This is a genomic window from Luteibacter sp. NPDC104163, assembly GCF_055584245.1.
The window spans coordinates 218,970-244,503 of sequence record NZ_JBVJMK010000007.1 but is presented as its reverse complement, the minus strand read 5'-3'; the positions used below and the strand labels follow the sequence as shown (position 1 = coordinate 244,503).

General features: G+C 63.4%; 26 protein-coding genes and 1 pseudogene. 11 read left to right on the top strand and 16 right to left on the bottom strand.

The window, feature by feature from the left end; genetic code table 11:
* Positions 1-298 precede the first annotated feature (298 nt).
* The gene (locus ACZ6YI_RS11430) at positions 299-1,024 is read left to right on the top strand and encodes a YoaK family protein (protein WP_465778759.1); all 726 of its coding nucleotides are present in this window, start codon (positions 299-301) and stop codon (positions 1,022-1,024) included.
* Between the two features lie 104 nt (positions 1,025-1,128).
* A complete protein-coding gene (locus tag ACZ6YI_RS11425) occupies positions 1,129-1,467 on the top strand; it encodes a hypothetical protein (protein WP_465778758.1) in 339 nt (112 codons plus the stop codon).
* Between the two features lie 144 nt (positions 1,468-1,611).
* Here the strand turns inward: ACZ6YI_RS11425 and ACZ6YI_RS11420 are convergent, their stop codons facing one another.
* From ACZ6YI_RS11420 to ACZ6YI_RS11410, 3 genes are all read right to left on the bottom strand, one after another.
* Positions 1,612-1,908 (bottom strand): hypothetical protein, encoded by a 297-nt coding sequence (locus ACZ6YI_RS11420; RefSeq protein ID WP_465778757.1) that lies wholly within the window; start codon positions 1,906-1,908, stop codon positions 1,612-1,614.
* Between the two features lie 20 nt (positions 1,909-1,928).
* Positions 1,929-2,438, bottom strand: coding sequence for a hypothetical protein (locus ACZ6YI_RS11415; RefSeq protein WP_465778756.1), 510 nt, complete (start codon positions 2,436-2,438; stop codon positions 1,929-1,931).
* 155 nt (positions 2,439-2,593) lie between these two features.
* Positions 2,594-4,909 carry a sensor domain-containing protein gene (locus ACZ6YI_RS11410; protein WP_465778755.1) on the bottom strand — a complete coding sequence of 772 codons (2,316 nt, stop codon included), beginning with the start codon at positions 4,907-4,909 and terminating at the stop codon, positions 2,594-2,596.
* 470 nt (positions 4,910-5,379) lie between these two features.
* Here ACZ6YI_RS11410 and ACZ6YI_RS11405 point away from each other — a divergent pair, with 470 nt between their 5' ends.
* Positions 5,380-5,742: a hypothetical protein gene (locus tag ACZ6YI_RS11405; protein ID WP_465778754.1), complete on the top strand. Its 363-nt coding sequence runs from the start codon at positions 5,380-5,382 to the stop codon at positions 5,740-5,742.
* Positions 5,743-6,003: 261 nt separating this feature from the next.
* Here the strand turns inward: ACZ6YI_RS11405 and ACZ6YI_RS11400 are convergent, their stop codons facing one another.
* Positions 6,004-6,333 (bottom strand): hypothetical protein, encoded by a 330-nt coding sequence (locus tag ACZ6YI_RS11400; RefSeq protein WP_465778753.1) that lies wholly within the window; start codon positions 6,331-6,333, stop codon positions 6,004-6,006.
* Between the two features lie 398 nt (positions 6,334-6,731).
* On the opposite strand from ACZ6YI_RS11400, the gene ACZ6YI_RS11395 reads away from it, so the two are divergent.
* The 8 genes and pseudogenes from ACZ6YI_RS11395 (at position 6,732) to ACZ6YI_RS11360 (ending at position 13,204) form a co-directional block, all read left to right on the top strand.
* Complete coding sequence (locus ACZ6YI_RS11395; protein WP_465778752.1) at positions 6,732-7,097, top strand: hypothetical protein; 366 nt, start codon at positions 6,732-6,734, stop codon at positions 7,095-7,097.
* Positions 7,097-7,486 (top strand): hypothetical protein, encoded by a 390-nt coding sequence (locus ACZ6YI_RS11390; protein WP_465778751.1) that lies wholly within the window; start codon positions 7,097-7,099, stop codon positions 7,484-7,486. The genes ACZ6YI_RS11395 and ACZ6YI_RS11390 overlap by 1 nt, the downstream gene beginning before the upstream one ends.
* A 251-nt stretch (positions 7,487-7,737) precedes the next feature.
* Positions 7,738-8,289: pseudogene (locus ACZ6YI_RS11385) on the top strand (ferritin-like domain-containing protein).
* Between the two features lie 17 nt (positions 8,290-8,306).
* On the top strand, positions 8,307-8,804 hold the full coding sequence (locus ACZ6YI_RS11380; RefSeq protein ID WP_465778750.1) for a YciE/YciF ferroxidase family protein: 498 nt from the start codon (positions 8,307-8,309) through the stop codon (positions 8,802-8,804).
* A gap of 147 nt (positions 8,805-8,951) precedes the next feature.
* Positions 8,952-10,142, top strand: coding sequence for a zinc-dependent alcohol dehydrogenase (locus tag ACZ6YI_RS11375; RefSeq protein ID WP_465778749.1), 1,191 nt, complete (start codon positions 8,952-8,954; stop codon positions 10,140-10,142).
* A 439-nt stretch (positions 10,143-10,581) separates the two neighbouring features.
* The gene (locus tag ACZ6YI_RS11370) at positions 10,582-10,737 is read left to right on the top strand and encodes a hypothetical protein (protein ID WP_465778748.1); all 156 of its coding nucleotides are present in this window, start codon (positions 10,582-10,584) and stop codon (positions 10,735-10,737) included.
* A 10-nt stretch (positions 10,738-10,747) separates the two neighbouring features.
* Positions 10,748-10,903, top strand: coding sequence for a hypothetical protein (locus tag ACZ6YI_RS11365; protein ID WP_465778747.1), 156 nt, complete (start codon positions 10,748-10,750; stop codon positions 10,901-10,903).
* 12 nt (positions 10,904-10,915) lie between these two features.
* Positions 10,916-13,204 (top strand): FdhF/YdeP family oxidoreductase, encoded by a 2,289-nt coding sequence (locus ACZ6YI_RS11360; protein WP_465778746.1) that lies wholly within the window; start codon positions 10,916-10,918, stop codon positions 13,202-13,204.
* On the opposite strand, the gene ACZ6YI_RS11355 is transcribed toward ACZ6YI_RS11360, so the two are convergent.
* The 12 genes from ACZ6YI_RS11355 to ACZ6YI_RS11300 are packed head-to-tail and all read right to left on the bottom strand — an operon-like array spanning position 13,201 to position 24,315.
* The gene (locus ACZ6YI_RS11355) at positions 13,201-13,482 is read right to left on the bottom strand and encodes a cytochrome C oxidase subunit IV family protein (RefSeq protein WP_465778745.1); all 282 of its coding nucleotides are present in this window, start codon (positions 13,480-13,482) and stop codon (positions 13,201-13,203) included. The two genes, ACZ6YI_RS11360 and ACZ6YI_RS11355, sit on opposite strands and share 4 nt — an antisense overlap.
* Entirely contained in the window at positions 13,479-14,123 is a 645-nt protein-coding gene (locus ACZ6YI_RS11350; RefSeq protein ID WP_465778744.1) for a cytochrome c oxidase subunit 3 family protein, read from the bottom strand. The genes ACZ6YI_RS11355 and ACZ6YI_RS11350 overlap by 4 nt, the downstream gene beginning before the upstream one ends.
* Entirely contained in the window at positions 14,120-15,715 is a 1,596-nt protein-coding gene (gene ctaD / locus ACZ6YI_RS11345; RefSeq protein ID WP_465778743.1) for a cytochrome c oxidase subunit I, read from the bottom strand. Before ctaD ends, ACZ6YI_RS11350 begins: the two co-directional genes overlap by 4 nt.
* The gene (coxB, locus tag ACZ6YI_RS11340) at positions 15,705-16,640 is read right to left on the bottom strand and encodes a cytochrome c oxidase subunit II (protein ID WP_465778742.1); all 936 of its coding nucleotides are present in this window, start codon (positions 16,638-16,640) and stop codon (positions 15,705-15,707) included. The genes ctaD and coxB overlap by 11 nt, the downstream gene beginning before the upstream one ends.
* On the bottom strand, positions 16,637-17,425 hold the full coding sequence (locus ACZ6YI_RS11335) for an SCO family protein (protein WP_465778741.1): 789 nt from the start codon (positions 17,423-17,425) through the stop codon (positions 16,637-16,639). Before ACZ6YI_RS11335 ends, coxB begins: the two co-directional genes overlap by 4 nt.
* Entirely contained in the window at positions 17,422-17,730 is a 309-nt protein-coding gene (locus tag ACZ6YI_RS11330) for a hypothetical protein (RefSeq protein WP_465778740.1), read from the bottom strand. The genes ACZ6YI_RS11335 and ACZ6YI_RS11330 overlap by 4 nt, the downstream gene beginning before the upstream one ends.
* A complete protein-coding gene (locus tag ACZ6YI_RS11325; RefSeq protein WP_465778739.1) occupies positions 17,727-18,509 on the bottom strand; it encodes a hypothetical protein in 783 nt (260 codons plus the stop codon). Before ACZ6YI_RS11325 ends, ACZ6YI_RS11330 begins: the two co-directional genes overlap by 4 nt.
* Positions 18,506-19,051, bottom strand: coding sequence for a c-type cytochrome (locus ACZ6YI_RS11320; RefSeq protein ID WP_465778738.1), 546 nt, complete (start codon positions 19,049-19,051; stop codon positions 18,506-18,508). Before ACZ6YI_RS11320 ends, ACZ6YI_RS11325 begins: the two co-directional genes overlap by 4 nt.
* On the bottom strand, positions 19,048-19,566 hold the full coding sequence (locus tag ACZ6YI_RS11315) for a DUF3341 domain-containing protein (RefSeq protein ID WP_465778737.1): 519 nt from the start codon (positions 19,564-19,566) through the stop codon (positions 19,048-19,050). Before ACZ6YI_RS11315 ends, ACZ6YI_RS11320 begins: the two co-directional genes overlap by 4 nt.
* Positions 19,563-20,879 (bottom strand): NrfD/PsrC family molybdoenzyme membrane anchor subunit, encoded by a 1,317-nt coding sequence (nrfD, locus tag ACZ6YI_RS11310; protein ID WP_465778736.1) that lies wholly within the window; start codon positions 20,877-20,879, stop codon positions 19,563-19,565. Before nrfD ends, ACZ6YI_RS11315 begins: the two co-directional genes overlap by 4 nt.
* A complete protein-coding gene (locus tag ACZ6YI_RS11305; RefSeq protein WP_465778735.1) occupies positions 20,876-23,671 on the bottom strand; it encodes a TAT-variant-translocated molybdopterin oxidoreductase in 2,796 nt (931 codons plus the stop codon). The genes nrfD and ACZ6YI_RS11305 overlap by 4 nt, the downstream gene beginning before the upstream one ends.
* Positions 23,668-24,315 (bottom strand): cytochrome c3 family protein, encoded by a 648-nt coding sequence (locus tag ACZ6YI_RS11300; protein WP_465778734.1) that lies wholly within the window; start codon positions 24,313-24,315, stop codon positions 23,668-23,670. Before ACZ6YI_RS11300 ends, ACZ6YI_RS11305 begins: the two co-directional genes overlap by 4 nt.
* Positions 24,316-25,534 lie beyond the last annotated feature (1,219 nt).

The window sequence follows — 25,534 nt, the reverse complement described above, 5'->3', positions numbered from 1 at the left end:
CGGGAAGGTGCAGTCAAGGCATCGTTGCGCCTCTTGCACAAGTCGCAGGGCCTCGGTCGAGGTCAGCCCTGTGGGGAAAGGGGATAGGGGCCCAGCCATCTCGTCCATACCGGTCAAATCGTCCCAACCTTACACCTTGCCCGGGCATCCTCTTCCCCCAAACGGGGGATTTGCCGTGTTTGGCGCAAACGCGTGCAAACGGACACAGCCTGCGGCAATTTCTGGTACCCGAACGGCGGCCGATTGACCACCTCCACGCGTGCGGCCACATCGAACTCTGGGTTAGATTCATGGCAGCATGAGGCGCGCCTGGAATGATGGGCGGCGAGAACTGAAGGAAAATGCCGGTATGGTTCCAGTGTTACCCCGTTGGGCATGGCTGTGGGCTCTTTGCCTTCCTGCGGCGGCAGGCGCCGTGAACGTCGTGGCCCTGATGGCGTTGCGCCACGGCGGGGTAACCCATCTGACCGGAGTCGCGACGGAGGGCGCCATTGGTCTGGGCACCGGTGACACCGCCGTTCTGGCCCACGCAGCGCTTGTTATCACACTGTATGCAATGGGGTGCGCTACCAGCGGATGGGCATCCCGATCCCCCCGATGGGTTCCGACAAGGACCGCTGCGGCTTTGGTGGGTGGCGAGTCAGTGGTGATAGCAGCGGCCGCCGGACTTGGAACGACGAATCTCATGGCTGCCCTCGGCCTGTGTGCTTTCGCCGTCGGCCTTCAAAACGGACTCACCTCCGTCGTGTCCGGGGCGCTGCTGCGGACATCGCACCTCACAGGGATGTTTACGGACCTCGGCGTCGCGGCGGGACAGCGACTCGGCGGAACGGTCCTCGACAGGCGCCGCGTGGTCGTATGCGCGGTGGTCATTGGCGGCTTCGTCACCGGCGGTGTCATGGCTGCTGCCGCGTACCGGATCTTCGGTATCCTGACCCTCCTGGCGAGCTCGGCGCTGTCAGCAGTCGTCGCGGTCGCGACACTCGTGCTGGCACGTAGCCACTTGGCGCGGGCCGCGCAATAGGTGCGCTCAAGGTGAATCTGTCGACGGCAGATCCACACGGCGTACCTATTCTTGCGGAACTGGTCAATGCGCCTGATGAATCGCAACCACTTTCCAGCTGAGCCATGACGTGGAACCTTTTGAACGCCTATACGCGCTTTTGGGCGGCGAAACATTGTCTACTCTACGTGCATCCCGACGGCCCGGAGTCGTCTGTTGCATGCGCTCTTGCCGAAGTTGCGCTAGGGCTTGCTGCTCTGGACGATCAACCGCTGACCGAGGAAGTCCTGGTCACAGTCGACAGGCTGCGTCTTCTGGCAGGTCATGATGCTTCAACGACCTGGGACGACCAGCTGCGCCAGGCGCACGTACTTGTCAGGGCCGGTCCGGAAGGCCTGCGGACGGCCGTTGATAACATGTGCCTTCTGCTGACGGAACTCAGGCGCAGGGAGGGCGAAGGATAGGTTTCGCTTCCCTCGGACACTTCATGAATGAAGCTTCATGGCCGGAAGGTCTGTCACTAGTCGACGTGTCACGCCGAAAGCCGGCGAAAAACGGATTGGTAGATGGAAGGTTTTGACGCTTCTCTTCTTCGATGCCGAATGCATTTACTCTTCGTCCCGCGGGCTCTTGCTACCTGTCCCGGGGTCCGCAGCCCGCACCCGGACACCGCCATCGGCCAATAACCGCCGCACTTTCGACTGGATGTCCTCACGAACGTCTGCAAGCGATCGCGATGAACCAAGCATCTCGGCCGGCGGAGTTCCAGACGCAGGGAAAACGGCGTGCCACACAAACGGCGAATCCGCGTCATCCTGGGTCGCGGTCACCTCTGCGAGCAATGAGGTGCCGGTGCGATCGATGCATTCGATGCTGAAATGGATGGGGCGGGGAAGTGTATGCATGGGTCACTCCTTGCACGTGGTCATAAGTCACGCGTATACGGATCTTCGTCCATCCAGCCGGTCCGTCGCTGCATCACCCATTCAACCTCGCGCGCAAGGACCTCGGGGATGTAGCCGCCGTTGAGCATCTTCTCGAGAAGCACGCAATTTACCCGCAGGAAGCGCGCCTGCGTCTGCAAGCTCGCAATGCCTTCGTCTTCGAGCTCATCGAGCACGGCGCGCAAATTGCCACGCCGATTGAGTTGCAGGGAATCCGGATGCAGGCCGGAGAACGGACCTGATTGCTGTTCCATGCGGATTTCGATCGAGCGTGCCAATGCACTCAAGGCCTCTCCCAGCTCTCCTTCGCCGGATCGCCGAGTCGCGAGTGCGGCCATGACGCGGTGTGCAGCGAGCACAATCTTGAGGGCCTCGTCGGCAGCTGCCGTCTCGGCTATCCTTCCCGCCCGGAAGACCGCCTCGTCAATTTCGCCACTTTCAATCGATGACGCAAGGGCGTGGGCGTCATCCACAATGTCGTGGAGGTCCATCCCAATCTCCGTTGATTCGCCAATGAACAAGAAGAGGATGGCAGAGGCTGCTGTTGCTTCGCAACAGTCTGCTGGAAATTGCCAAATTCATTGACGCGGGCACCGGCATGTACGATGCATGACACGCTGTGGTGCCGTTCAGCGCTCCGCTTCGGTCACTCCTGACGTCCTTCGACTGCGGGGGTGCCGAACCGCACAGCCCGGTTTCGGCCATTGCGCTTGGCGGCGTAAAGCGCTGCATCGGCCTTTCGGAGCAGGGTGAGGGCATCCGTTCCGTCAATGGGGACGCATGCAATGCCGACACTCAACGTGACGTGCAGGGCAATTCCCTGCCAGGCAAAAGAATCCGCGGCTGCCTCGACGAAAAGCCCTGCGCGACGCAGTGCAGCTGCGGAGTCTTCCACTGGCCGCAGCAGAGCCACGAATTCGTCTCCACCAAGCCGGCAGACCATATCGAGTGGTCCAGCAACCGCGGAGAGTCGTCTGGCGAATTGCCGCAGCAACTCGTCCCCAGCGTCATGACCATACGTGTCATTGACGGCCTTGAAGCCGTCGAGATCCATGTAGAGCAATGCCAGGCAGTCGTTGACCCCGCGCGAGGCAAGTGCTTCGCGTGTGCGCTGTTCAAAGACCATGCGGTTGGGAAGACCCGTTAGTGGATCTGCCTCGGCAAGCTGACGCATCCGATCGGCGACAGCTTGCGCAATGCTCACATCCCGTACCACCAGCACTCCTCCGGCAAGTTCACCATTTCGTGTCTCGATGGGTGCGGCCACATCCTCGACATCGAGAAGCGTTCGTTCGTCGAGAACGAGTTTCCGGGGCTGAAGCATGTCCACCAGGCGACGCTCCACAAGAGCGCGCCGAAGCGAACTCTCGCTAGGTCGTCCGGTTCCATCGACGAGTTTGACCGCGTCCTCGATCGGACGGCCCAACAGTCTGGCCGCGGGCTTCTCAAGCAGGGTTTGGGCACGCCTGTTCGCAAAGGTAACGATGCCCGCTTCATCGGTGGTGATTACGGCATCGCCGATGGAGTCGAGGGTGACCTGGGCCATCTCGTTTGCCTTGAAAAGGTTCTCTTCGAGCTCCTTGCGCTCGGAGACATCAGTCACCATGATGTAAAAGCCAGCGACGCTACCGTCCTCCGTGATCTCCGGCGTGTAGGTCACATCGCCGACAAAGTCTCGCCCACGTATGTGCTGGCGGGGCATCTCAAAGCGCACGGTGTGGCCATCCAGTGCCTGCCGAACGTACGGGACGATGCGGTTGTACGCTGTGTCTCCCAGGAAATCGCGCATCGATTCGCCCAAGGTTGGAGCGGCATCGAACCATGCGCCATAGGTTGCATTGACGAAGCAATAACGCTCTGAACAATCGACGCGTGCAATGAGGGCAGGGACTGCATCCGTGATGCGCTGCAACTGCAATCGGCTTCGGGTCAGTTCCTCCCGGAGAAGTGTTTCCGGGGTGATGTCACGCAAGACTGCGACAAATCCTGTGACCTCGTGCCCAACTCGGACGGGGCACGCATGGGCGTGGGCCCAAAGAGTTTCTCCCGTGCGGCTGCGCATCCGGAACACTTCGTCGAGGTCGGTTGCCTCGTTGAGCAGATGATGCCATGCGCTGACCAGCCGGTCGCGGTCGTCGACATGCAGGCCTTCCTTCATTGTCTCTACAACATCGGTTCCGCGTTCCGCACCGACGAGTTCCTCGGCATCCTCATTGAGCCACGTTGGACGGCCAGTCCTGTCAGCATGGAATACGGCAAGCGGCGCGGCATCAATGAACGCTTCCAGTTCGCCGCGTTGGCGTGCTGTCGTCCTTAAGGCGTCGTCCAGGCTCCGGATCAGCCGCGCGGCAGTGTGCCGACTTCTCCGCAGCGAGAGGATGGACCACGCGACGAGCGCGACGAGGACCAGACCTGCGGCAGAAAGCACGATGTCCTCTCTTTGTTCAAGCACGGTGAGCCGGTCCTGCTGGTCCTGGCTGAAATTGTGGATTCCGTCCATGAGCCGCGCGTTGATTCCTTGGTAATAGTCCCCCATCAGAATTTCGATGCGCGCCTCACGCTCGTTGGCGTCCGGGTCGGCCAGAAGCGGGGATGCCGTATCGACACGCCGCTGCAGTTGCTCGCTGAGACCAGCGATCGATCGCGCCTTTGCCGTATCGGGATCAGCCAGGCTCTTCAGCCGCGCGAGGTGGGCCCGCCCGTCCCGTACAGCATCCCACCAGTCGTCGCGGGCGTTCTTGTCGCCCTTGATGACCCATGCGCCCATCCGCAGTCGCATGGTCTGGACATCGTCGGCAAGTGAATCGGCGGCAAAGAGCATTTTGTATCCGACGCTGACCCTGTGCTGGACAACGAGCAGGCCGACTGAGCTGAGCAGTGCGGCAAGTGTCAGGAGAACGACAAGCCAAGTGCTCGCCTTGAGGCTGCGGTCCACGATATGGGAAAGCTGTTGCGGAGGCATGGGGGAGCCGGGCGAGGGGTGTCCTCCGAATCTATCATTCTCCGTCCGATTGCAAAAAGGCGTGGTTCACTGGCTTCTTCTGTATCGGGACTGTTACCGTTCGGATCATGGGCCGGTCGCACGGTGCTTCGGATGCTCCAGCGTTCCAGCGTCGGCCCTTCATTCCGGGTGTACCTGCTTGCCTGTGCACATGACCGCACCGGCTGGATCCTGTCAGGCCAACATAAGAGGAGACGTGGACCTATCCGGCGTTGCGGGCGCGGCATCTCGCAGCATTTTTTGCCTCGCGTTCGTTGCCGTTTCGAGCTGGGCGCTACTGGATAGGTTCGAACAGGTATCAACGCCCGCTGCAAGCCATCCTGACCTCCGTTCCCGTGGGTCAGTGAAGTCGAGCACCGGTCCGGTCGTGAAAATCCGGATGAAGTTTCTTAAAATATGGTCCCCCGTGGTGAGCCAGGCCAGGAGGACTGATGGCCAGTACCCGATTTCCGCGTGTTGTCGGTTTTGAGGTTCCGCCCCTCAGGGACACGGTGGACCCCGCCGTCGATGCACCTATTATTGCGTTGCTCGACTGCACGCCGACGCCAAAGTGGATCGAAACCTTTGCGCGCGAGGTCACCGCGCTGCATGGCGAGTTGTCGACGGCCCATGTGCGCATCCAGGGCGACTGCATCTGGTTCTTTGCCACGGCGGCGACGGGCCGGCAGCTGGCGAGGAGCCTCCGCTCCCTGGTCGAAAGGGTCTCCCGTGTACGGCTCGATGAGCGTTTCGAGGACGCGGGCATCGCCCCCGTCGGGCACACCACCGAACCGACGCCGGGGGACGGGGCTTGAGTGGGAAGACGGCGATGATCGCGGTGGAAGGGATGGCCGGACGGGGCTGGAAGGCCACCTGAGTCGGACGAACGTTCCGGTCTGTATCGGATGGAGCCGCTGTGCGGGGTGGCCCTCGGTCGGCTGGGGTCCTGGCTTCATCGGCCTCGAGCCGAGCCGCAAACACGCGCACGGGTCGATTTCTCCTGACTGGCCAGCGCGCCGGCCTTTCGGCGCTGGTGATTTCCGCGATGTTCACGGACCCGCCAGGGCAGGGCACGCTCAGTCGCCCCGAAGGGTCAGTCCGGCGAGGTCCATATACGACGCATTGGCCTCATTGAGGGTCCGCAGGGGCGTCATGGTGGCGATGCCGGCAATCCTCGCGTCGATGTCCTGAAAGGCCTCATCCTCCCAGACGCGGTCAACGTCCGTCCCCGCATCGAGGGCGATGATGTATACGATTTCCCCGCATGTTCCCTCGCACAACAAAGGCGGCTGTTTCGCCAGCATGCCAAGCGACCTGGTCCGCCGGTGTTGGTCGGCCAGCAGCCCGAGCAACTCCTCACGCTTGCCTGGCATGGGCCGGTAGGCAACCACAATGACCCGGCTCATCGCATCTCCCGAGTTTGGTGATTCCTGCCGATGGTCGCCAATGCGGCTTGGATCGGCAAGGGAGCGAAACAGGGTCAGAACCCGTCCCATAATCGTCACGCAAAGGGTGTTCGGCAGGCGTACGTTTCAGGCCGGACGGGACACAGCGCGGGCGAGGACGTTGAAACGCGGCATTCCCAACATGGTGTCACCCAAATCTCAAGATGTGCCGGCCGTCCCAATCAATGCGCATTTACGGCACAGGATTGCCCCGGTCGATACCACCCCAGCAAGCTGCGGTTGGCAATGGCAGCCCTCACCGCGTTGACCCCTGTCCTGACACGCCGTGTTAACGGGGATGCGGCCAACCTGAACGACCTCCGGGGGGAGTGCTCGATGGCTCGATGATGGAGCCGCCCATGAACGAGCAAAGCCTGATAGCGCCATTTCCGCTGTTCCCGCTGCCAAACCGGGCGCCGCCGGGACCGGTCCGTTCTCACCGGTTCACGGCGGGCCTTCTTGGCGAACGGCCGGGCTGTAACCTGACGTGGATGACAGCGCTCCGCGGCGCCCGCTGGGCAGCGCTTGCCAGGGGAGACGTTCGAGACATGCAGGGCGTGATGCGGACCGGATTCACCTTCCTTGCGATGACCGTTTCGTGCGTGGGGGTGGCGATCGAACAGGATGTCCGCGCCGGGATCATCACGGAACTCGTTCGGACCGAGGCGACGAGGCCGCCAGAAGAATCGGAAGAGGCGGACCGCCCGCCATCCGGGATCCGATGATGACGGACCGAAAGCACATCGTTGTGGTTCATCACCACGCCCTGGTGGCCGAATCATTGGACGTGGCGCTGTCCGGTAGGGGCTACACGGTTCATTCGGCCGTGACCTATCGCGAGGCTCTGGCACTGATTGGCCTTCTCAAGCCGGCCCTTGCCGCCGTGGTCGCCCATGCCGCCATGCCCGACGAACCGCGCCCCGGCACGCTGTTGCGTGCCATCGGCGGCCTGCATCCCGAGGCGGCCCTTGTGGTGGTCTCAGCCCGGCGCCAGGGGGACATCGGACCGCTTCCGGACAGGGCCGTCTTGCTTCCCGAGCCGTTTGACCGGGAGGCTCTGATCGAGGCCATCGCGCTGGCCTCTGTCCACCCAATGGACGTCCTGCCGGGCTGATGGTCCGGCACAGCGCGGTGACCGCGTCCATCAGTCTTCCCTTGCAACCGGCGTGGTGAGGATGGCGGTGGCGCAGACGCCTATCGGCGCGCCGTCCGCAGGGGGTGCAATGACAAGACACCGGCGGTGGACGTGTGCATGGGCTGATTCAAGGCCGTGACTTGACCCTGACGCACGTGAAACGACGTGCCGAAATACACTTTCGTGAGGCGAATCGCAGGTTCGATTCACACAGGGAAGAAATCCTGTTGATGGAGTTTTTCGCAGCATATCGAAACCTCCAACGGGATATATCAACGGCTGAGCTTCGGGAAAACCTCATTCACTGGCTGCGCGACGCCCATGCAATGGAACAAACAGGCCGAGCACATGCTCAAGGCCCAGGCGGTGCGCGTTGAGCACTACCCTAAACTGAGGCACGCATCGAACAGCATCTCCAGGAGACGCTTGCGCAGCAGAAGCTCATCGAAGCGTGCCTTGCGCGGTATGACACGAAGCCGTCCGTCACCAACGGTGCCATGGGCAAGATGATGGCCTCCGGCCCGGCCATAAGTGGTTCGGTCAATTCCGACGAAATCGTCAAGGGAGCCATCGCTGGATACGTGTTCGAGAACCTTGAAATCGCGACCTACACGACGTTGCGCGCTGCGGCTGTTGCCGTAGGTGACGCCGAGTCGATGCGGGCTGTGGATGGAATCCTTCCCCAAGAGCAGGCCATGGCGGAATGGCTGCTCAACCATCTCCCGGAGCTGACGGACGACTTTCCGGCCCGGGATTCAACCCACGTTGAAGCCAAACGTTGACCACTGGAGACATGACCATGGCTGTGAAAACCCTTGAAGACCTCTTCATCCATGAGCTTTCGGACATTTACAGCGCCGAAAAGCAGCTGACAAGAGCATTGCCCCGTCTGGCCCGTGCCTCATCGAGCCCGGACCTGCAAGCGGCTTTTGAATCACACCTTGAAGAAACGCAGGGACAAGTCGAGCGAATTGACGAAATCGTTGAACTTCTCGGCATCCGTCTCAAGCGCATGAAGTGCGCAGCCATGGAAGGCCTTGTCGAAGAAGGCAAGGAGGTCATCGATGAAATCGAAAAGGGCCCGTTGCGGGACGTCGCTCTCATCGGCGGCGGCAACCGGGTCGAGCACTACGAGATTGCCGGCTACGGCGTCCTCATTGCCTTGGCCAACCAGCTTGGCTACACCAAAGCAGTGCCGCTCCTGCAGGCAACGCTGAAGGAAGAAAAAGCCGCTGACGAGAAGCTCACCCTCCTTGCTGAGCAGATGGGCAAGCAAAAAGCCGCTGAAAAGGCCTGACTTTTCCCCAGGCCGCGAAGTGCAGCGCGCGCCTCCGGGCGTCCGTTGCTGTCAGGCAGTCGGCCCTCATCAAACCAAGACGCGTCGGGGCCCCCCAGTTCACGGCACACCGCCTACAGTGAGCTTTTCCCGTCAGGAGTGCCGTCCATGAAAGCCGTTGTCTTCCACGGTCCCGGCGATATCCGTCTCGATGACGTGCCGGAGCCCACCCTGCAAGCCGACACCGATGCCATCGTCCGGCTGACGAGTTCGGCCATCTGTGGCACCGACCTCCATTTCATCCGGGGGACGATGAGCGGGGTTGCGCCCGGCACCGTTCTCGGACATGAGGGTGTCGGCGTCGTCGAACAAATCGGTAGCGCGGTTCGAAACCTGAAAGTCGGTGACCGCGTGGTCATCCCTTCGACCGTGGGTTGCGGGTACTGTGCCTATTGCCGGGACGGCTATTACGCACAGTGCGACAACGCCAATCCCAACGGCCCGGGCACCGCCTTCTACGGTGGGCCGAAGGAGGGTAGCGGCTTCGACGGCATGCAGGCCGAAAAGGTCCGGGTGCCGTTTGCCAGCGTCAATTTGGTGGGTTTGCCGGATGAGGTCAGTGACGACGAGGCCATCCTCCTGTCGGACATCTTTCCCACCGGCTATTTCGGTGCCGACTTGGCCGACATCAAACCGGGACACCTGGTCGCTGTGTTTGGCTGTGGTCCCGTCGGGCAGTTTGCCATCGCCTCCGCCAAGCTTCTCGGCGCCGGGCGCGTGTTTGCCATCGACCAGCATGAGGACCGTCTGGAGATGGCCCGAAATCAGGGCGCTGAGGTCATCAATTTCGCCAAGGAAGACCCTGTGGCGACCCTCAAAAAGCTAACGGGCGGCACCGGCGTCGATGCGGTCATCGACGCGGTGGGCGTGGATGCCGAGCATGCACACAGCGGCCCGGCCACGAGGTCGAACACCGCTGAGACAGCAAAGGACGCCTCACCGGAAGCCAGGGAGGAAGCCGAACATTTCGAGGCGGGGGATGGTCCCATGCAAGTGCTCCAATGGGCGGTCGACTCAGTGGCCAAGGTCGGCACCATCGCCATCATTGGTGTCTATCCGCCATCGGACAACCATTTTCCCATCGGAGCGGCGATGAATAAAAACCTCACGTTGAGAATGGGCAACTGCAACCACCGCAAGTACGTCCCCATGCTGGTGGAGCTCGTGCGCTCAGGTCAGGTCGTGCCCACCGCCATCCTTACCGAGAGAGAACCACTGAGCGATGCAATTGGCGCCTACGGGCAGTTCGACCAACGTCAGCCCGGACGGATAAAGGTCGAGCTCATCCCGTCGGCATAGCGCTGCTTTGTGTGGCGGCCGGGGGCTCAGGCCTTCGGCCAATTTGCGGTCCGCCGCAGGCCCGGTTCTCCCGGGCCTTTTTTTACCCGCCAATAAGCATCATGGCGTTAAGACCAGCGAACGTCAGCAAAGCAGTGAACCCGACCACGACACGGTTGAGCACCGGGGTGTGGTTGTTCCTGCATGATTTTCCGGTCGCCCGTAATCAACCGAAGCACAACCAGCAGGAATGGAGCGAGGATGCCGTTCACGACCGCCGACCAGAACAGGGATTTGGCCGGGTCGATGTCGAGCACATCGACAGCGCCCCCGCCTCGTGCCGGGCACCCCGGAAGCGTTCATCGCATGGTCGACGTAGCGTGAACGGCTTTCGACTCGGACTCGACGCAGTCCTTGCATCGCGGGGTTCATGGTCGGCGCTTAGCCAGTGGAGAAGCCCATGGGCCAGGAAAACCGGAAGACGAAATCCGATAAGCCGGGGGCGGCCGACACGTCACCCCTTCGATACGACGAAGCCACGGCGAATCGCGTGGAAAAGAAGCCGGCGGGGAAGGAGTCGCCGCAGCAAGAGCATGACAACGAGGACCAAGGCTGAGGAGATTTCCATGACCGACCAGAAGCACAGCGTGGAATCCGGCGATCGCAACCTCAATTACGTCGCCAAGCAGGACAAGCCCCAGCAGGACAAACGCGACGCACAGATTAAAAAAGGCGAGGTGAAAATGGACAAGGCGTCCACGCGCGACGAAGGCGTGCGCTAGGAGGGGGCGCCGATGACACCGCCCAGCGATGAGGTCGCCGCCATCCCGCGCGAGGAAACGGCCGGCGGATGGGGTTCTGTATCCGGCATGGGCAAGGTCTACGCCAGGGAACACCCAAACGGTGCTCTGGAAACCCTAAGGCGGCAGAACAAGCCGCGGGGATTCATGTGCACCTCGTGCGCCTGGGGCAAGCCCGCAAGCCCGCATCTTTTTGAATTTTGTGAGAACGGCGCCAAGTCGACGATATGGGAGCTGACTACGGATCGCTGCACGCCGGCGTTGTTCCAGGCTCATACCGTCAGCGAACTACGCACCTGGACGGACCACGACCTCGAAATGGTTGGCCGACTGACCGAGCCGCTACGCTACGACGCGTCGGCCGACCGGTACGTGGCCTGCACGTGGGACGAGGCGTTCGAAGGCATCGGTCAGGCACTCAAGAAGCTGTCGCCCCCGGAAGCGGTATTTTATGCATCGGGCAAGGCGTCGCTCGAAGCATCGTACCTTTACGCACTCATGGCGCGCGTCTATGGCAACAACAACCTTCCCGACAGCTCGAACATGTGTCACGAGACGACATCGGTGGGCCTCAAGAAGGTGACCGGCTCGCCCGTGGGAACGTGCGTCCTTGAAGATTTCGAACATTGCGATGCCATCTTCTACTTTGGGCAGGACCCAGGCTCCAATAGCCCACGCTTCCTTCATCCACTGCAGGACGCCGTGAGGCGCGGTTGCAAGATCATCACCTTCAATCCGGTGCGCGAAGCCGGCCTGCTGCATTTCATCAATCCGCAAAATCCAATGCAGATGGTGGCCCAGACGCCAACGGAGCTATCGCACATGTACCTCCAGGTGCGGCCCGGCGGTGACATTTCTGCACTGATGGGCATCTGCAAGCACGTGTTGGCGCGGGACGCTGCGCTACGTGACTCGGGCGGCGAAGGGCTTCTCGATCGCGCTTTCATCGAAGAACATACCTCGGGGTTTCATACCTTCGCCGAGGCAGCCGCGCAGGCATCGTGGGAAGACATCGAACGGCACTCGGGACTCAGCCAGTCCGACCTCGAGGCCGCGGCGGACGTCTACTGCGAGGCGGGGAATGTCATCGGTGTCTACGGCATGGGACTGACCCAGCATGTCCATGGATCGCAAAGTATCGGCATGCTGGTCAACCTGCTACTGCTGCGAGGCAATATCGGGCGCGAGGGCGCCGGGATCTGTCCGGTGCGCGGCCATTCCAATGTGCAGGGTCAGCGCACGGTCGGCATTTCCGAAAAGCCCGAGTTGGTGCCGCTGGATCGCCTCGCGGAACTATTCGCGTTCGAGCCGCCGCGCGAGAAAGGTCGGACCACCGTCGAGGTGTGCGAGGGCGTGAAAGACGGGTCGGTTAAGGCGTTCGTCAGCCTCGGCGGCAACTTTGTGCGCGCGATACCCGACCGTGATGCCATGGAACCGGCCTGGCGGAGCCTTGACCTCACCGTCTACGTCGCCACCAAGCTTAACCGTAGCCACGTGGTGCACGGCAAGGCCAGTTACCTGCTGCCGTGCCTTGCCCGCGCCGAGACCGACGTCCAGGCGGGTGTTCCGCAAGCCGTGTCCATCGAGGACAGTTTCAGTCACATCCACGGTTCCATGGGACACGCCACACCGGCGAGCCCGCACCTGCGTTCCGAGACAGCCATCGTGGCCGGTATCGCGAACGCTGTACTGCCTGCGCATCCGAAGCGCCCCTGGCTGACCTGGAGCGGCGATTACGCGCGCATCCGGACATTGATCGAGGCGACCTACCCGGATATGTTCCGCGACTACTCGGCGCGGATGTTTCATAACGGCGGCTTCTACCGGGGCAACCCCGCCCACGAGCGCCAGTGGAAAACGGAAAGCGGCAAGGCGGAATTCACCACGCCCACTGTCCAGACCGCCCTGGGCATCGGTGATGCGGAAGGCAGGCTGCACCTCATCACTATGCGTTCAAATGACCAGTTCAACACCACAATCTATGGATTCAGCGATCGCCTGCGTGGGCTGGACGGCTCGCGCATGGTACTTCTGATGTCGCCGGACGATATCGCCGGTCAGGGCCTGCGGCCCGGCGACGTGGTGGCCCTGGTCACCGATGCAGGCGATGGCGTGACGAGGGAAGTCGAGGGCCTAACGGTGACGGCGTTTAATCTTCCCAGGGGCTGCGTCGGCGGCTACTACCCCGAGATGAATCCCCTGGTCCCGCTCTGGTATCACGACGAGGCGTCGAAGACGCCAGCGGCGAAGGGCGTGCCGGTACGGATTCGTCGCGCGGGCTAATTCGTCCGGAGCAGAAAGTCACTGAGCGTCAGCATGACCAGGATGCCGACCCAGATGAGGCCAAAGGCGAGCGCAAAGCGGGCGCTCGGCCCGCCTTCGCCGGGGCGCATGAATACGATCACCACAATCGCAGCCTTCGCCCCGGCGATCCCTACGGCCAGCACGGGATTCCATGGTCCCAACCGCATGCGTGACAGCACGACGCTGGCCGTGAGCAGGGCCGCCAACGCCAGGAGGGCAACGACGAACCGCCGTACCTTCGGCACGACCGCGCTCACGATCGACCCACCTGGTAGTAGAGCGGGAAGACAAAAATCCACACGATGTCTACGAGGTGCCAGTACAAGCCCACCATGTCGAGCGGCGTGTAGTATCCGGGGCCGAAGGCGTCACGCCGGACGCGGACGGCCATCACCGTCACTAGCACGACGCCGATGAAGACGTGCAGCCCGTGGAAGAGCGTGGTCACGTAATACAAGAGGAAGAACAGTTTCTCGTGCACGCCGGTGACACCGGGTTCGTCATAGCGCACACCCGGGATGACGCCCGCATGATAATCGTCGGCGTACTCGACGCTGTGGATGACAAGGAAGGCCATCCCAAGCAGCGCGGTGGCGAGCAATAGCATCGATGCCCCCCGAGGTTGCGCGAGCTGCACCGCCCGGATCGCCATCACCATGGTAAAGCTGCTCACCAGCAATATGCCGGTCTCGAGGGCGCCCAGCTCCAGGTCCGTATGCCGGCTCGCGGCGGCGAACACATCCCCCCACAGAAGGCGCATCACCGCGTAACCGGCGAAGAGCACCCCGAAGAAAAGAATTTCCGTTGCCAGAAACGCCCACATGCCCAGCGTCGACGCCTCGCGTTGCTGCGAGGCGTCGTCGAACTGCTCAGCGAGGTGGCTGGGACGGGGTGTCATGGATGCTTATACGCATAGGGTCCGTCGGTGACGACGACGGGAATGTCGAAGTTGTGCGTGGGCGGCGGTGACGCTGTCTCCCACTCCAGACCCGCCGCCTCCCAGGGGTTCGCCGTGGCCTTCTCCCCGTAGCGCAACGACCACAGGAAATATCCTATCGGCAGAAGGTACGCCGCGGCCAGCAACACGGAGCCGGCGGACGAGAGCACGTTGAGCAGGGCATACTCGGGTGGGTACTGGTAGTAGCGCCGCGGCATCCCTTCGGCGCCCGCGATGAACTGCGGAAAGAACGTCAGGTTGAAGCCCAGGAACATCAGGATCGCGGCGAACCGGGCCCACGCCTCGGAATACATCCGACCGGTGACCTTTGGCCACCAGAAGTGGATGCCACCCAGGTAGGCCATCACCGCGCCACCGACCATGATGTAATGGAAGTGGGCCACCACGAAGTAGGTGTCGGTCAAGGTGACGTCGAGCGCGGTGGCCGCCAGGAAGAGGCCCGTGAGCCCGCCGATCATGAACAGGCCGACAAAGCCCAGGGCATAGATCATGGGCGCTCCAAAGGCGATATCGCCCTTGTAGAGCGTCGCCGTCCAGTTGAACACCTTGATGGCGGAGGGCACGGCAATGATGAAACTGAGGATCGAGAACACGATGCTGGCATACATGGACTGGCCGGCCACGAACATGTGGTGTCCCCAAACGAGGAACCCGACCACGGCAATGCCGATGATTGAGTACACCATGAAACGGTAGCCAAAGATGCGGCGACGCACGCTGGCGGTGATGAGTTCGCTCACGACGCCCATGGACGGCAGCACCATGATGTACACCGCCGGGTGGGAGTAGAACCAGAAGAAGTGCTGGAAGAGGACCGGGTCACCCCCGAGGGACGGGTCGAAGATCCCGACACCGAAGAGCCGCTCGGCCGCGAGCAGGGCCAGGGTCATGGCGAGCACAGGCGTGGCCAGCATCATGACCAGGGACACACCATACATCGACCAGACGAAGAGGGGCAGCCGGAACCAGGTCATGCCGCGGGTACGCATCGTATGGATGGTGACAATGAAGTTCAGGCCCGTGAGGATCGACGAGAACCCCACGATAAACACGCCGACGACGGCCAGGACGACATGGGAATTGGAGAACAGGGTCGAGAAGGGCGTATAAAACGTCCAGCCGGTATCCACCCCTCCCAAGAGCAGACACGCGACGGTGAACAAGCCGCCGACCATGTACAGGTACCAGCTGAACAGGTTCAACCTCGGGAAGGCGACATCGCGCGCACCGATCATCAGGGGCAGGAGAAAGTTTCCCAGCGTGTTGGGAATCGAGGGAATCAGGAAGAACCAGACCATCACCACACCGTGGAAGGTAAAGGTCTTGTTGTAGGTTTCCGCACTGATGACGTCGCCCTGCGGCGTCGCCAGTTCCAGGCGAATCAGCGCGGCGGCCAGGCCACCGAGGATGAAGAAGAACGTAATCGCCACCGCGTAGAGGATGGCGATGCGTTTGTGATCGTGTGTAAAGAGCCACGAGCGCAACGTCGAGCCATCCACCAGGTAGCTAGGTGCAGCGTGTTCAGCGGGCATGGGCAGGCTCCTGATCCATGCCGCGGACTTTCAGGTACGCGATGAGGGCGAGGATGTCTGCCTCGCTGATGCGGTTCTGATAACTGGGCATGATAGGCGCATAACCTGCCGCCACCTCGCTGGCAGGCAGGGTAATGCTGTCGTGCAGGTAACGGTCGTCGGCACGGACCTGGCGGCCATCGGCAATCGGCACAGTGCTGCCGAACAGGCCATTCAGTGCCGGCGCATGCACGGTTGCCCCTTCATCGTGGCAGCCGGCGCAGCCGTAGCGCGTGAACAGCGCGCGGCCCTGCATCGCCAACGTCTGTGATCCGTGGCCGGCCAGCCAGGCGGCGTGATCCTCGGGGCTTTGCACGACCACGGTTCCGCCCATGTGCGAATGATCGGTCCCGCAATATTCGGCGCAGAACAGGTCGTAGGTTCCGGCGCGGGTGGGCGTGAACCACTGGTCCGTGTACCGCCCCGGCAGCACGTCCTGTTTGACGCGAAAGGCTGGAATGGACACGTCGTGGATCACGTCCTGAGAGGTCATCACCAAGCGGACCGGCTGGCCACTGGCCAGATGCAGCGTATTGATTTCCCGCTGGCCACCGGGATGTTCGAACTCCCACATCCACTGTTTGCCGATGACGTACACCACCTCGGCATCGCGGGGCGGTGTGCGCAAGTCGACCCAGAGTCGAATGCTCCAGACGAAAATACCGACGAAGAGCGCAAAGGGGATCAGTGTCCAGGCCAGTTCGATGCCCAGCTGGCGGTGCGACTCGCCGCTTCGATCCACGTCACGGCCCCTTCGGAATCGCACGGTGAAGACGAGCATGGTGATAAACACGGCCAGGATGACGACGACGCTCAGCCCAAGCAAGGCATTAAACAGCAAATCGATCTCCGTGCCGAAGTTGGATGCACGCGGCAGCAGCATCATGCCGATCTCCTGCGCAACCCCCACCACAGCCAAGCCATGGCGATGACAAACCCGGAGCCCAGCAGCATCATCAATCGTGACACCAGCAGGCTGTAGCGACCCGTCGCGGGGTCATACCCGCAGCAGAAGAGCACCAACTGGTCGATGACCGTGCCGAGCTGGCCTTGCGAGGCTTCGATCAGAGCGAGCGACAGCGAACGCGGCGGGTAACTCACTCCGAAGAAATACTGTGCAATGCGCCCCTGGCCTGTAAGGATGATGGCCCCCGCAGGGTGGGCGAACTGATCGTTTCGCGCGTCGTAGAAATAGCGAAAGCCGGCGGCATCGGTGAGCTGGCGGATCGCTGCGTCCCCTGCCGTGGCGAACGTCCAGTCCTCGACGTGACCGCCGGGTCCCATGGCGGCGAGCATGTGCCGCGCCTTGCGCGCGTCAGCTGGCGTTTCACGAGGATCGATGCTGATGAAGAGGACGCGGTAGTCGTCAGCCGGTGATAGCTGCATTCCTGCCACCGCGCGAGCGAGGGCATGCAAGGTGACATCGCACAAGTTCGGGCAGCGGTAGTAGCCGAAGGCCACGACAAGTGGCTTCCCGTCCGCTATCGCGGCGACGTTGGTGGGGTGTCCTTCCGCATCGACCAGTGGCGCATCGACGGGCATGCGGGTCCCAAGGTGCTGCTCGAAGGCGACGCGCTGTTTGAGGTCCGCCGGCGGCGGCAGTGGCTCCGCGTGGGCGGCGAGGGCGGCCAGAGCGAAGACCCCCCAAGCCAGAAGGCGACAGCTGATCACGGCCGTTTCTCCCTGGCCAGGAGTGCCATGGCGCGCTCCACCGGAACGCGCGCCACCGTGTGCTGCGCGTTGACCCAGCCATAGCCATCCGCACGAGCCTGATTCGCCCTGACCGCCGCAAGGTCGGCGGCCGGATGGGCTTGCAGCCGCGGCGAAGGGACGGGGGGAATGGCTTGAAAGGGCGCCTGGGCGTATCCGTGCCAAAGGAACCAGCACAGCGTCATGACGACCAGCACGCCTGCGCCGAGGGCGCCGCCGATCACCGTCAGCGCGCGGGCAGCAATGTGATTGGGTTGGTGATTCATGGCAGGACCATCCAGGCGACGTAGCAGGTCTGGCCTAACAGCATCGATGTGGCGGCAAGGCGTAGTCCTCGGGCCTGCATGCGCCACCGGGCCGGAAGCACGGCAAGGATCGGCAGAATCACGTGGAGCACGAGCGCCGCGTACGCGAGGGCCGCCCACGGCCCTCGCGTACGCGGAAGGTACCAGCGCGCTTCGTTGGGAAGGTCGGCCACCCAGGCGGTGAGGTAGTCCATGCCGGCAAGGTAGACCCAGGCCACCGCCAGGCAGACCATGAGGCCAGCCGCATCGGTTGCAAGCGCCTTTCCGCACTCCCTCGTCCTGGGCAAAATGCTGGCGACCGACAGGGCGAATGCCGATGCCAATTGAGCCGTCGCCACGATCATCCCGATCGCCGTGGACGACCACGGTATCTGGGGCGCCACGATCCAGTCGGTCGCAAAGAGAAGACAAGCAAAGCCCCAAGCGATCAGGACAGGTCCTGGCATGCGAGACGCGAACACCGCGCCGGCACCCCACACGACAAAGACTCCGACCGTGCGACCTACCAGCCACGTCACGGAGACGTGCGCCTCCGCCGGGAAGAGTCCGCCAGAGCACGCCAGGCAGCCCGCCGCAGACACGGCGCCGGGAACCAGTAGCCATGTCATCCGACGCCAGGCGTCGTTAAAGGAGGCGCCCCAGGCGCCGCCCGCTACGGCGGCGATTGCCCGCCAGGCCACGCTGCCAGCGCCCATGCCCGCGAAGAGCACCATCGCAACGATGAGCAGACGCTCGGTCATCGGCGGGTCTCCGCGGCATCCAGGGCCTTGAGCCGTTGGAGATCTCGCGGTTCAAGACGGTCCACGGGCACCTCGCGACTGAACTGCAGTGCGCGGATATAGGCAACGATCGCCACGCGGTCCGACGGCTCGACGCGATCGCCGTAGGGATACATGATGCCCCACCCGTGCGCGATCACATCCTCGAGATGCTGATCGTCCGCTTGGCGAAGCCGGGGTTGGTGATACGACGGCGGGGCGGGGAAGCCGCGCCGCACCACCATGCCGTCACCGTCGCCCGCGGTGCCGTGGCAGGGCGCGCAGTAAATCGTGTACCGCTCGCGCCCCCGTTCCAGTCGTGCAAGCGGCGACGGCACCGGATCGGATGGCTGACTCACCGGAACGGCACCCGCCGGCACCTCTCGCGCCGCGACGGCGTCCTTAAAGAGCGGCGCCTCGGCACCTCGCTTATAGCGAGGCTGGTCATACATGTCGTGCATGCCGCGTTCGCAGGCCGCCAGTGCAAGCAGTACGCCAAGCAGCATCAGGCGAGGCGCAGTCATGCGGGCACCAGCGCGTAGCGCATCGGCTGCAACGCGGCGATGTCCCGGGTGCAGCGGTGCTCATCCCAGAGTGGGTCGTTCGCTCGCACGAGCAGGAGAAAGCCGGCGCGGCTGGCTTCGTCGAACCAGGCGACGTTGAACTCCGGTCGATAGAGCCGTGGAAGGCCGGTGCGAAGGCAGAACGTCGCCAGCGCCGCCAGCGCGGCGAAGAGCATGCCCATTTCAACGGCCGCAGGCGCAAACGCCGGCCAGCTGGCCGGCGGCCGGCCGCCGGCATCGATAGGGTACGCGTGGACGGCAGCGATGTACTGCATGCCCAATCCCAAAGCGATGCCAGCGATGAACGCGACAAGCACGGCGCGTGACATGGCGTCCGTGCGCCGCACCGGCGCATCGTCGACGGGCCACGGGGTAAACGATTCCAGGGAGCGATAGCCTTGGGTCGATAGGGCGGCCCGCGCCGACCGTAGCGCGTCGACCGTCGGGAACTCGGCGAGCATCCCGTAGGTTTTCATGGCGCCCGCTCCCTGCGCAGTTCGGCCAGCGATACCACTGGAAGCAGGCGCATGAATACGAGGAAGAGCAGCGCGAAAAGCCCGCATGAGCCGAACAGGAAGACGAAGTCCCAAACCGAGGGATGGAAACTTCCCCATGCAGGTGGCAGACCGCTGCGATAGAGCACGGTGACGATTAGCATGAAACGCTCCATCCACATCCCGACCAGGACAAGCGCCGACACGGCCCCCAGCGTCCACGGCGAACGTCGCAGGCGCCGCGACCACAGCAACTGGATGGCGAGCACGTTGCACCCCATCGTCAGCCAGAACGTCCACGCGTACGAGCCCGTCATACGGTTGTGTATCACGGCCAGCTCGTCCGGGGCGCCTCGATAGAAAGCGAGGAATATCTCGCTGGCATAGCCGTAGATGACGACCCAGCCGGCCGCGAGCAGCAGTTTGCCCAGCTTGTCCAGGTGATCATCGGTGATGACGTCCCGCAGGCCGTAGCCATGGCGCAATGGCAGGCTGAGCAGGGCGACCATCGCCGTGCCGGAGAAGAGGGCGCCGGCGACAAAGAAGGGCGGGAAGACGGTAGAGTGCCAGCCCGGCAGGTAGCCTTCGGAGAAATCCAGCGCCACCATGCTATGGACCGAGAACACCAAGGGCACCGCGATGATCGCGAGCAGTCGACTGAGCTGGCCGTGCACGCGCCATTCGCGTGCCTCGCCGCGCCAGCCCATGGCCAGCAACGCGTAGAACACCTGTTTGCCCCGTGTGGTTGCCCGATCGCGCACGGCCGCGGCATCGGGCACCAGCGAGACAAAGAAATAGATCACCGAGACGATCACATACGTGCCGATGGCGAAGAAGTCCCACGTGAGCGCGCTGCGCCACTGCGGCCACAGGCCCATCTTGTCCGGGTAGGGCGCGAGCCAGTAGGCGAAGTAAGGCCGTCCCAGATGCAGGACCGGGAACAGGCTGGAGACGAAAAGCGCAAACAGCGTCATGGCCTCGGCATGCCGAGCCAGGGCGGCGCGCCACGGTTGCGAGGTAAGGTAGAGCGCGGCGGAAATAAATGTGCCCGCCATGGCGATGCCGATCCACCAGACATAGTTGGTGATGTCGAAGGCCCACGCCACGGGCATGTTATTGCCCCAGATGCCGACCCCTTCGTGCAGGAGGACGACGATGCCTGCGACCAACGCCAGAGTAAGGGCGAGTGCCACGGCGAAGACCGACCACCACACCTTCCCGGCGCGTCGGCGTAGAAGCAGGCCGGTCACGTGGTCGGTGAGAGCGGCGGGGCCCATGAATGCGAAACGGCTCATGTCGCGGGCCACTCAGGGTGACGCTGCCGGATGGCAGCTAGATACGTGGTTCGCGGGCGCGTATTGAGCTCTTCAAGCAGCACATAGTGTCGGTCCGACGCGCGTGCCCCGGCCAGCTCGGGGTTGGGCTTCTCCAGATCGCCGAAGCTGATCGCGCGCGTGGGGCAAGCGTCCTGGCAGGCGGTCGTCACCTCGGCGACATCGCGATGATCGCGGCTCGCCGAGGCATGCGCCCGCTCGATGCGCTGGACACAGTAGGTGCATTTCTCCATCACCCCTTTATTGCGCACCGTGACCTCCGGATTGCGCATCGCCTTCAGGCTTTCGCTGACCAGGTCCGCATACTGCAGGAAATTGAACCGACGGACCTTGTACGGACAGTTATTCGCACAGAAGCGCGTACCGATGCAGCGGTTATAGACCTGCAGGTTGAGGCCCTCGCTGTCATGCACGGTGGCCTCCACCGGACACACGACCTCGCACGGCGCGTGCTCGCAATGCATGCACGGCACGGGCTGGTGGAACGCCTCGGGCGCGACAGCGCTTCCCTGGAAGTAGGCGTCCACGCGAATCCAGTGCATGCGTCGTCCACGCGACACCTCTTCCTTGCCCACGACGGGAATATTGTTTTCGGCTTGGCAGGCGACCGTACAGGCATTGCATCCGATGCACGCGGCGAGGTCGATGGTCATGGCCCACCGAGGCCCGGCCGGCGCGGCGTCGGTGTACAGCGTCGGTGGCGTGTGCGCGGGCTCGGTGGCTTCACCGAAAGCGACCGCCCGGATGGCGTCGCGGGTTCCCATGTCCTGAAGCACTTGCGTGACCGCCAGCAAGTCGCGCCGGCCCACCTTCTGCAATGAGGCACCTGTCGCTTGCCACTGGTCATCGCGCCCACGGAACGCGAAGCCGTTATATCCGTAGCCACTTCCGAGCCCCTCCGTGCGCCCGTTACCCAGTACCACGGTCACCGTCCGGCGGGCCTGCCCGGGAACGACGAGGACCGGCCCTTCCAGCGATCGACCGTCCAGGCTCAGGCGGATCACATCGCCGTCGCGAAGGTCGCGGCCGGCGGCGAGCTGTGGCGAAACGAGCAGCGCGTTGCCCCAGGTGATCGCGGTGATGGCGCGTGGCAGCTCCTGTAGCCAGGCATTTCCCGCCTGGCGGCCATCCCAGAGATTGGGGTCGGGGCGGAAGACAATATCAATCGAGGTGTCGCTCGACGCACCCGGTGACGGCATCGACGGCCCGGGAGACAACGGTTCGTCACGAGGCGCTGGCGTGCTGACCGTCTCCAACGCAATGACACCGTTCTGAAGCGATTGACGCCAGCTCGCATCGTCGAGGCCGGGCCACGTCTGCTTCACGCGCGTGAGGGCGTCGGTGGCCACCGCGCCGGTCATCAGATCAAGCACATCATGGATGCTTCGCCCGTCGACGATGGGTGCGATGACCGGTTGCACGATGGTTGCCGTGCCATCAGCGGCGCGCAGGTCAGACCACGTCTCCAGCGGATGGAGCGCCGGAAGGTGCCATGCAGCCAGTCCGGCCGTTTCGTCGCGGTAGCGGCCCAGGTGAATGAGGGTGGCAGCTCGCGAGGCGGCGTCAGCAAAACCGGGTAGCGTATAGGCGGGGTTGCCATCCAGGACCAGCAGGGTGTCAACGAGGCCGGCGCGCAGGTCGTCAACCAGTGACGGCGTCACGGCGGTGCCGGCGAAGGGCAGGATGGGCTGGCCGAGTGCGGCACGTATGAGGTCGACGTGCCGGCGAACGTCGGGGCTCGCCCATGGGCCAGCGACGACCAGCGAGCGGTCGCGGTGCGCGCGCAGGTCGTCGGCCATGACGTGGATGCGGTGCCGATCCGCATCAGCCAGGCCGGGCGCCTTGTCGCCTGTCAGCGCCGCGAGTAGCGCCGCGCTTATCGACGCCATGGCGGACACATCGACGGGCCAGGCATGGTCAGCGTTGCGGCCGGTCAGCGAGGGTGTGGACTCGATGGCGTATACGCGCGCGCCGCGCTTTCGCGCCGCGGCGAAATCGCGCGCGACGCCCACGTGGCCAGGCAGGGTGCCGAGGACATCTGCGTCGAAGGCGATGACGATGTCGCGGTCGGCGAGCGAAAGGGGTAACCAGGCATTGTCCACGGGTTCGTGGATGTGCCATGTGGCAGCGGGGAATGCGCGCATGAAAGCATCGCGTTGGCGCGAAAGCGTCGGTGAGCCAACGCGGCCGGTAACCACGTGTAGCCCATGGGCATCGCTTGCAAAGCTATCGCGAAGACCCGCCATCGCCTGTTCGAAAGCACTCCAGCTCCCGGGCACGCCGTGCCGCCGCGGCGCGTCGGATCGCTGGGGATCCCACAGATCGAGGATCACCGCTTGCAGCCTTGGGCTGCTTCCTCCGCGCGTTAGCGGGTGGCGCGGATTGCCGTCCAGCTTGATGGGTCGGCCGTCGCGTAGGGTCGCTACCACCCCGACAATATCGCCGCCGACGTCGAGGGCCGTGGCATAGCGTGCTTCCTCCGGTACGCCCCTGCCATCACGGTCCGGCTCGGCCACGATGTTCTCCGGCGGCGGCCCAGAGCAGGCGGCCAGTCCGGCGAAGGCCAGGGAGGCGCCGAGCAGCCGGAGGAATCCGCGGCGATCCATGCCCGGTTCCATGAGTGCAAACTGGGGGAGGGCGTCCGCGAGCCGCTGCCGCTGCACCGGATCATCGGTAAGTTCATCCAGCGCACGCCAGAAGCGTGGGCTTCCTGCTGCCGGCAGCGCTATTCGCGATGCGTTCCAGTCGTTCATCGGTGGCATACCGAGCAATCGGTGAGATGCTGCCGGTCGATTCGGAATGCCTCCACCAGATGCATTCCGAGCCCATCGTCTTTTGGATCCACCGGCTGCATGGCAAACACCAGGCCAGGCGTCCGGACAGCACGCTCAGGATGGCGGTGGCAGTCCAGGCACCACTTCATGGTGAGCGGTGCTTCGCGACGCATCAGCGGCATGTGCGCCACATCGCCGTGGCACGAGATGCAGCCGACGCCGTTGGCCACATGCGCGGCATGATTGAAATAGACGAAATCCGGCAGATCGTGGACTCGCGTCCAACGCAGTGGAACGCCCACCTGCCACGCGTCACGAAGCGGCGCGAAGAGGGGCTGGTCCGCAAATAATTGCGAGTGACAGGTCATGCATGTCGATAGTGGCGGCATGCCGGCAAACGCGGAGGTTTCGACGCTTGCGTGGCAGTAGCGACAGTCGAGGCCGACCTCGCCCACGTGATGTTGGTGGCTAAAGGGGATCGGCTGTTCCACGGCTTCGTCCATCGCATTCGGTTCGGCGATGATGCCCCGCCAGATAGCGGCGCCGGCCACGATCACCACGACCACCGCCAGACACGCCAGCACCGCGTAGAGGCCAGAACGTGGGCGGAAAACCTGGGCCATGTCCCTCGATGCATCGCCTTAACAGATTCACGCTAGCGGCCATTGCGTGCGCTACGCGTGAAACCCACTCCGCCCTCGGTCTCGCGCGTCTACCCCAAACAAGGCTGCCGTCCAGGAGGCGGGCTGCTGGTCTATCGCAGGACATATCGCCGATAAACCTGTGAGCTGATCTTCTGAAGGCCCGCGTGCATTTTGGCCGGGCAGCCGACCCGATTACGGCACGATCGCAGCGTTCTGCCGCGGACGTGCGCGTACTTCCTGCCGCGCATGCCTGGCGTTCGCCCGGCAGTAAGCAGGGCTTAGCGTGCGTTTACGCCACGAGGCTCGCGTTGGCCAACGGCTCTAAGCGACTCACCGGCAAGGCCGCGCCTCTCGGCATCCATCTCGAGAGGCGGGCGCGTGATCAAGACGCTATGTCGCTGCCAAAGCGTCCGTGGTCCGGGTAGAGGGGCACCACGTTCGCCCTAGGGCCCACCATGCTGCTCCGTGACCTGACGCCGGGCAAACGTCCTTCGTGGCTCGGGCGCCTCGCTGTCGCGCCATAGGGGCATTGCAACAGCGGCCGGGTTACGGGGTAAGAACGACCTTTCGGCAATCTTCTTCCAGACCGGCGCGCATTCGACCGGCTGCCCGGGGCGCTTGAGGGGCACCTGCGAGCCGAAATCCTTGAGCTTCTCCATGGGCTGCGGTCGTTGTCGCCCGCGCTGGCGTCCAGCGCCCGTTCGAAAGTCACAGTCGGTGGCCACCTTGGCGGGGTCGACCTCGGGCTGGTCTGCAGTCTGGGCGATGGCGCCCGGCCATCCGGTCAGCCATTTCCGCCAGTGAAAGATACTTGCAGTACGCCGTGCTCGGTAAAGCCAAAGGTTCGGGTAGGCCAATCCATCGCGAGCACGTCGCGTTAGCGACGCAACCATCGAGGCCGCCTGCATACAGGCCCATTCACTCAATGGATCTTATGAAGCGTACCCACAGACGAATACGGCAGAATTTCCCACTCTGGCCGAGTGGATGGGACAGCGCGTCCCGTCCGTTCTGCGCTTTCGTCAGTGGCACTGTAAATGACCTCCCTCGCAAAATGACGTCAAGCGCAGCCCCTGCACAGGAGCGAGACGGGCTCGTTGATTCCCAAGCGGGGTCAACGGCAAGCCAGCGCTACATCAACAAGCTCGATACTTCACGCCTATGCGTTGGGAAGGGAGCGGGATGCGGCATAGCCACC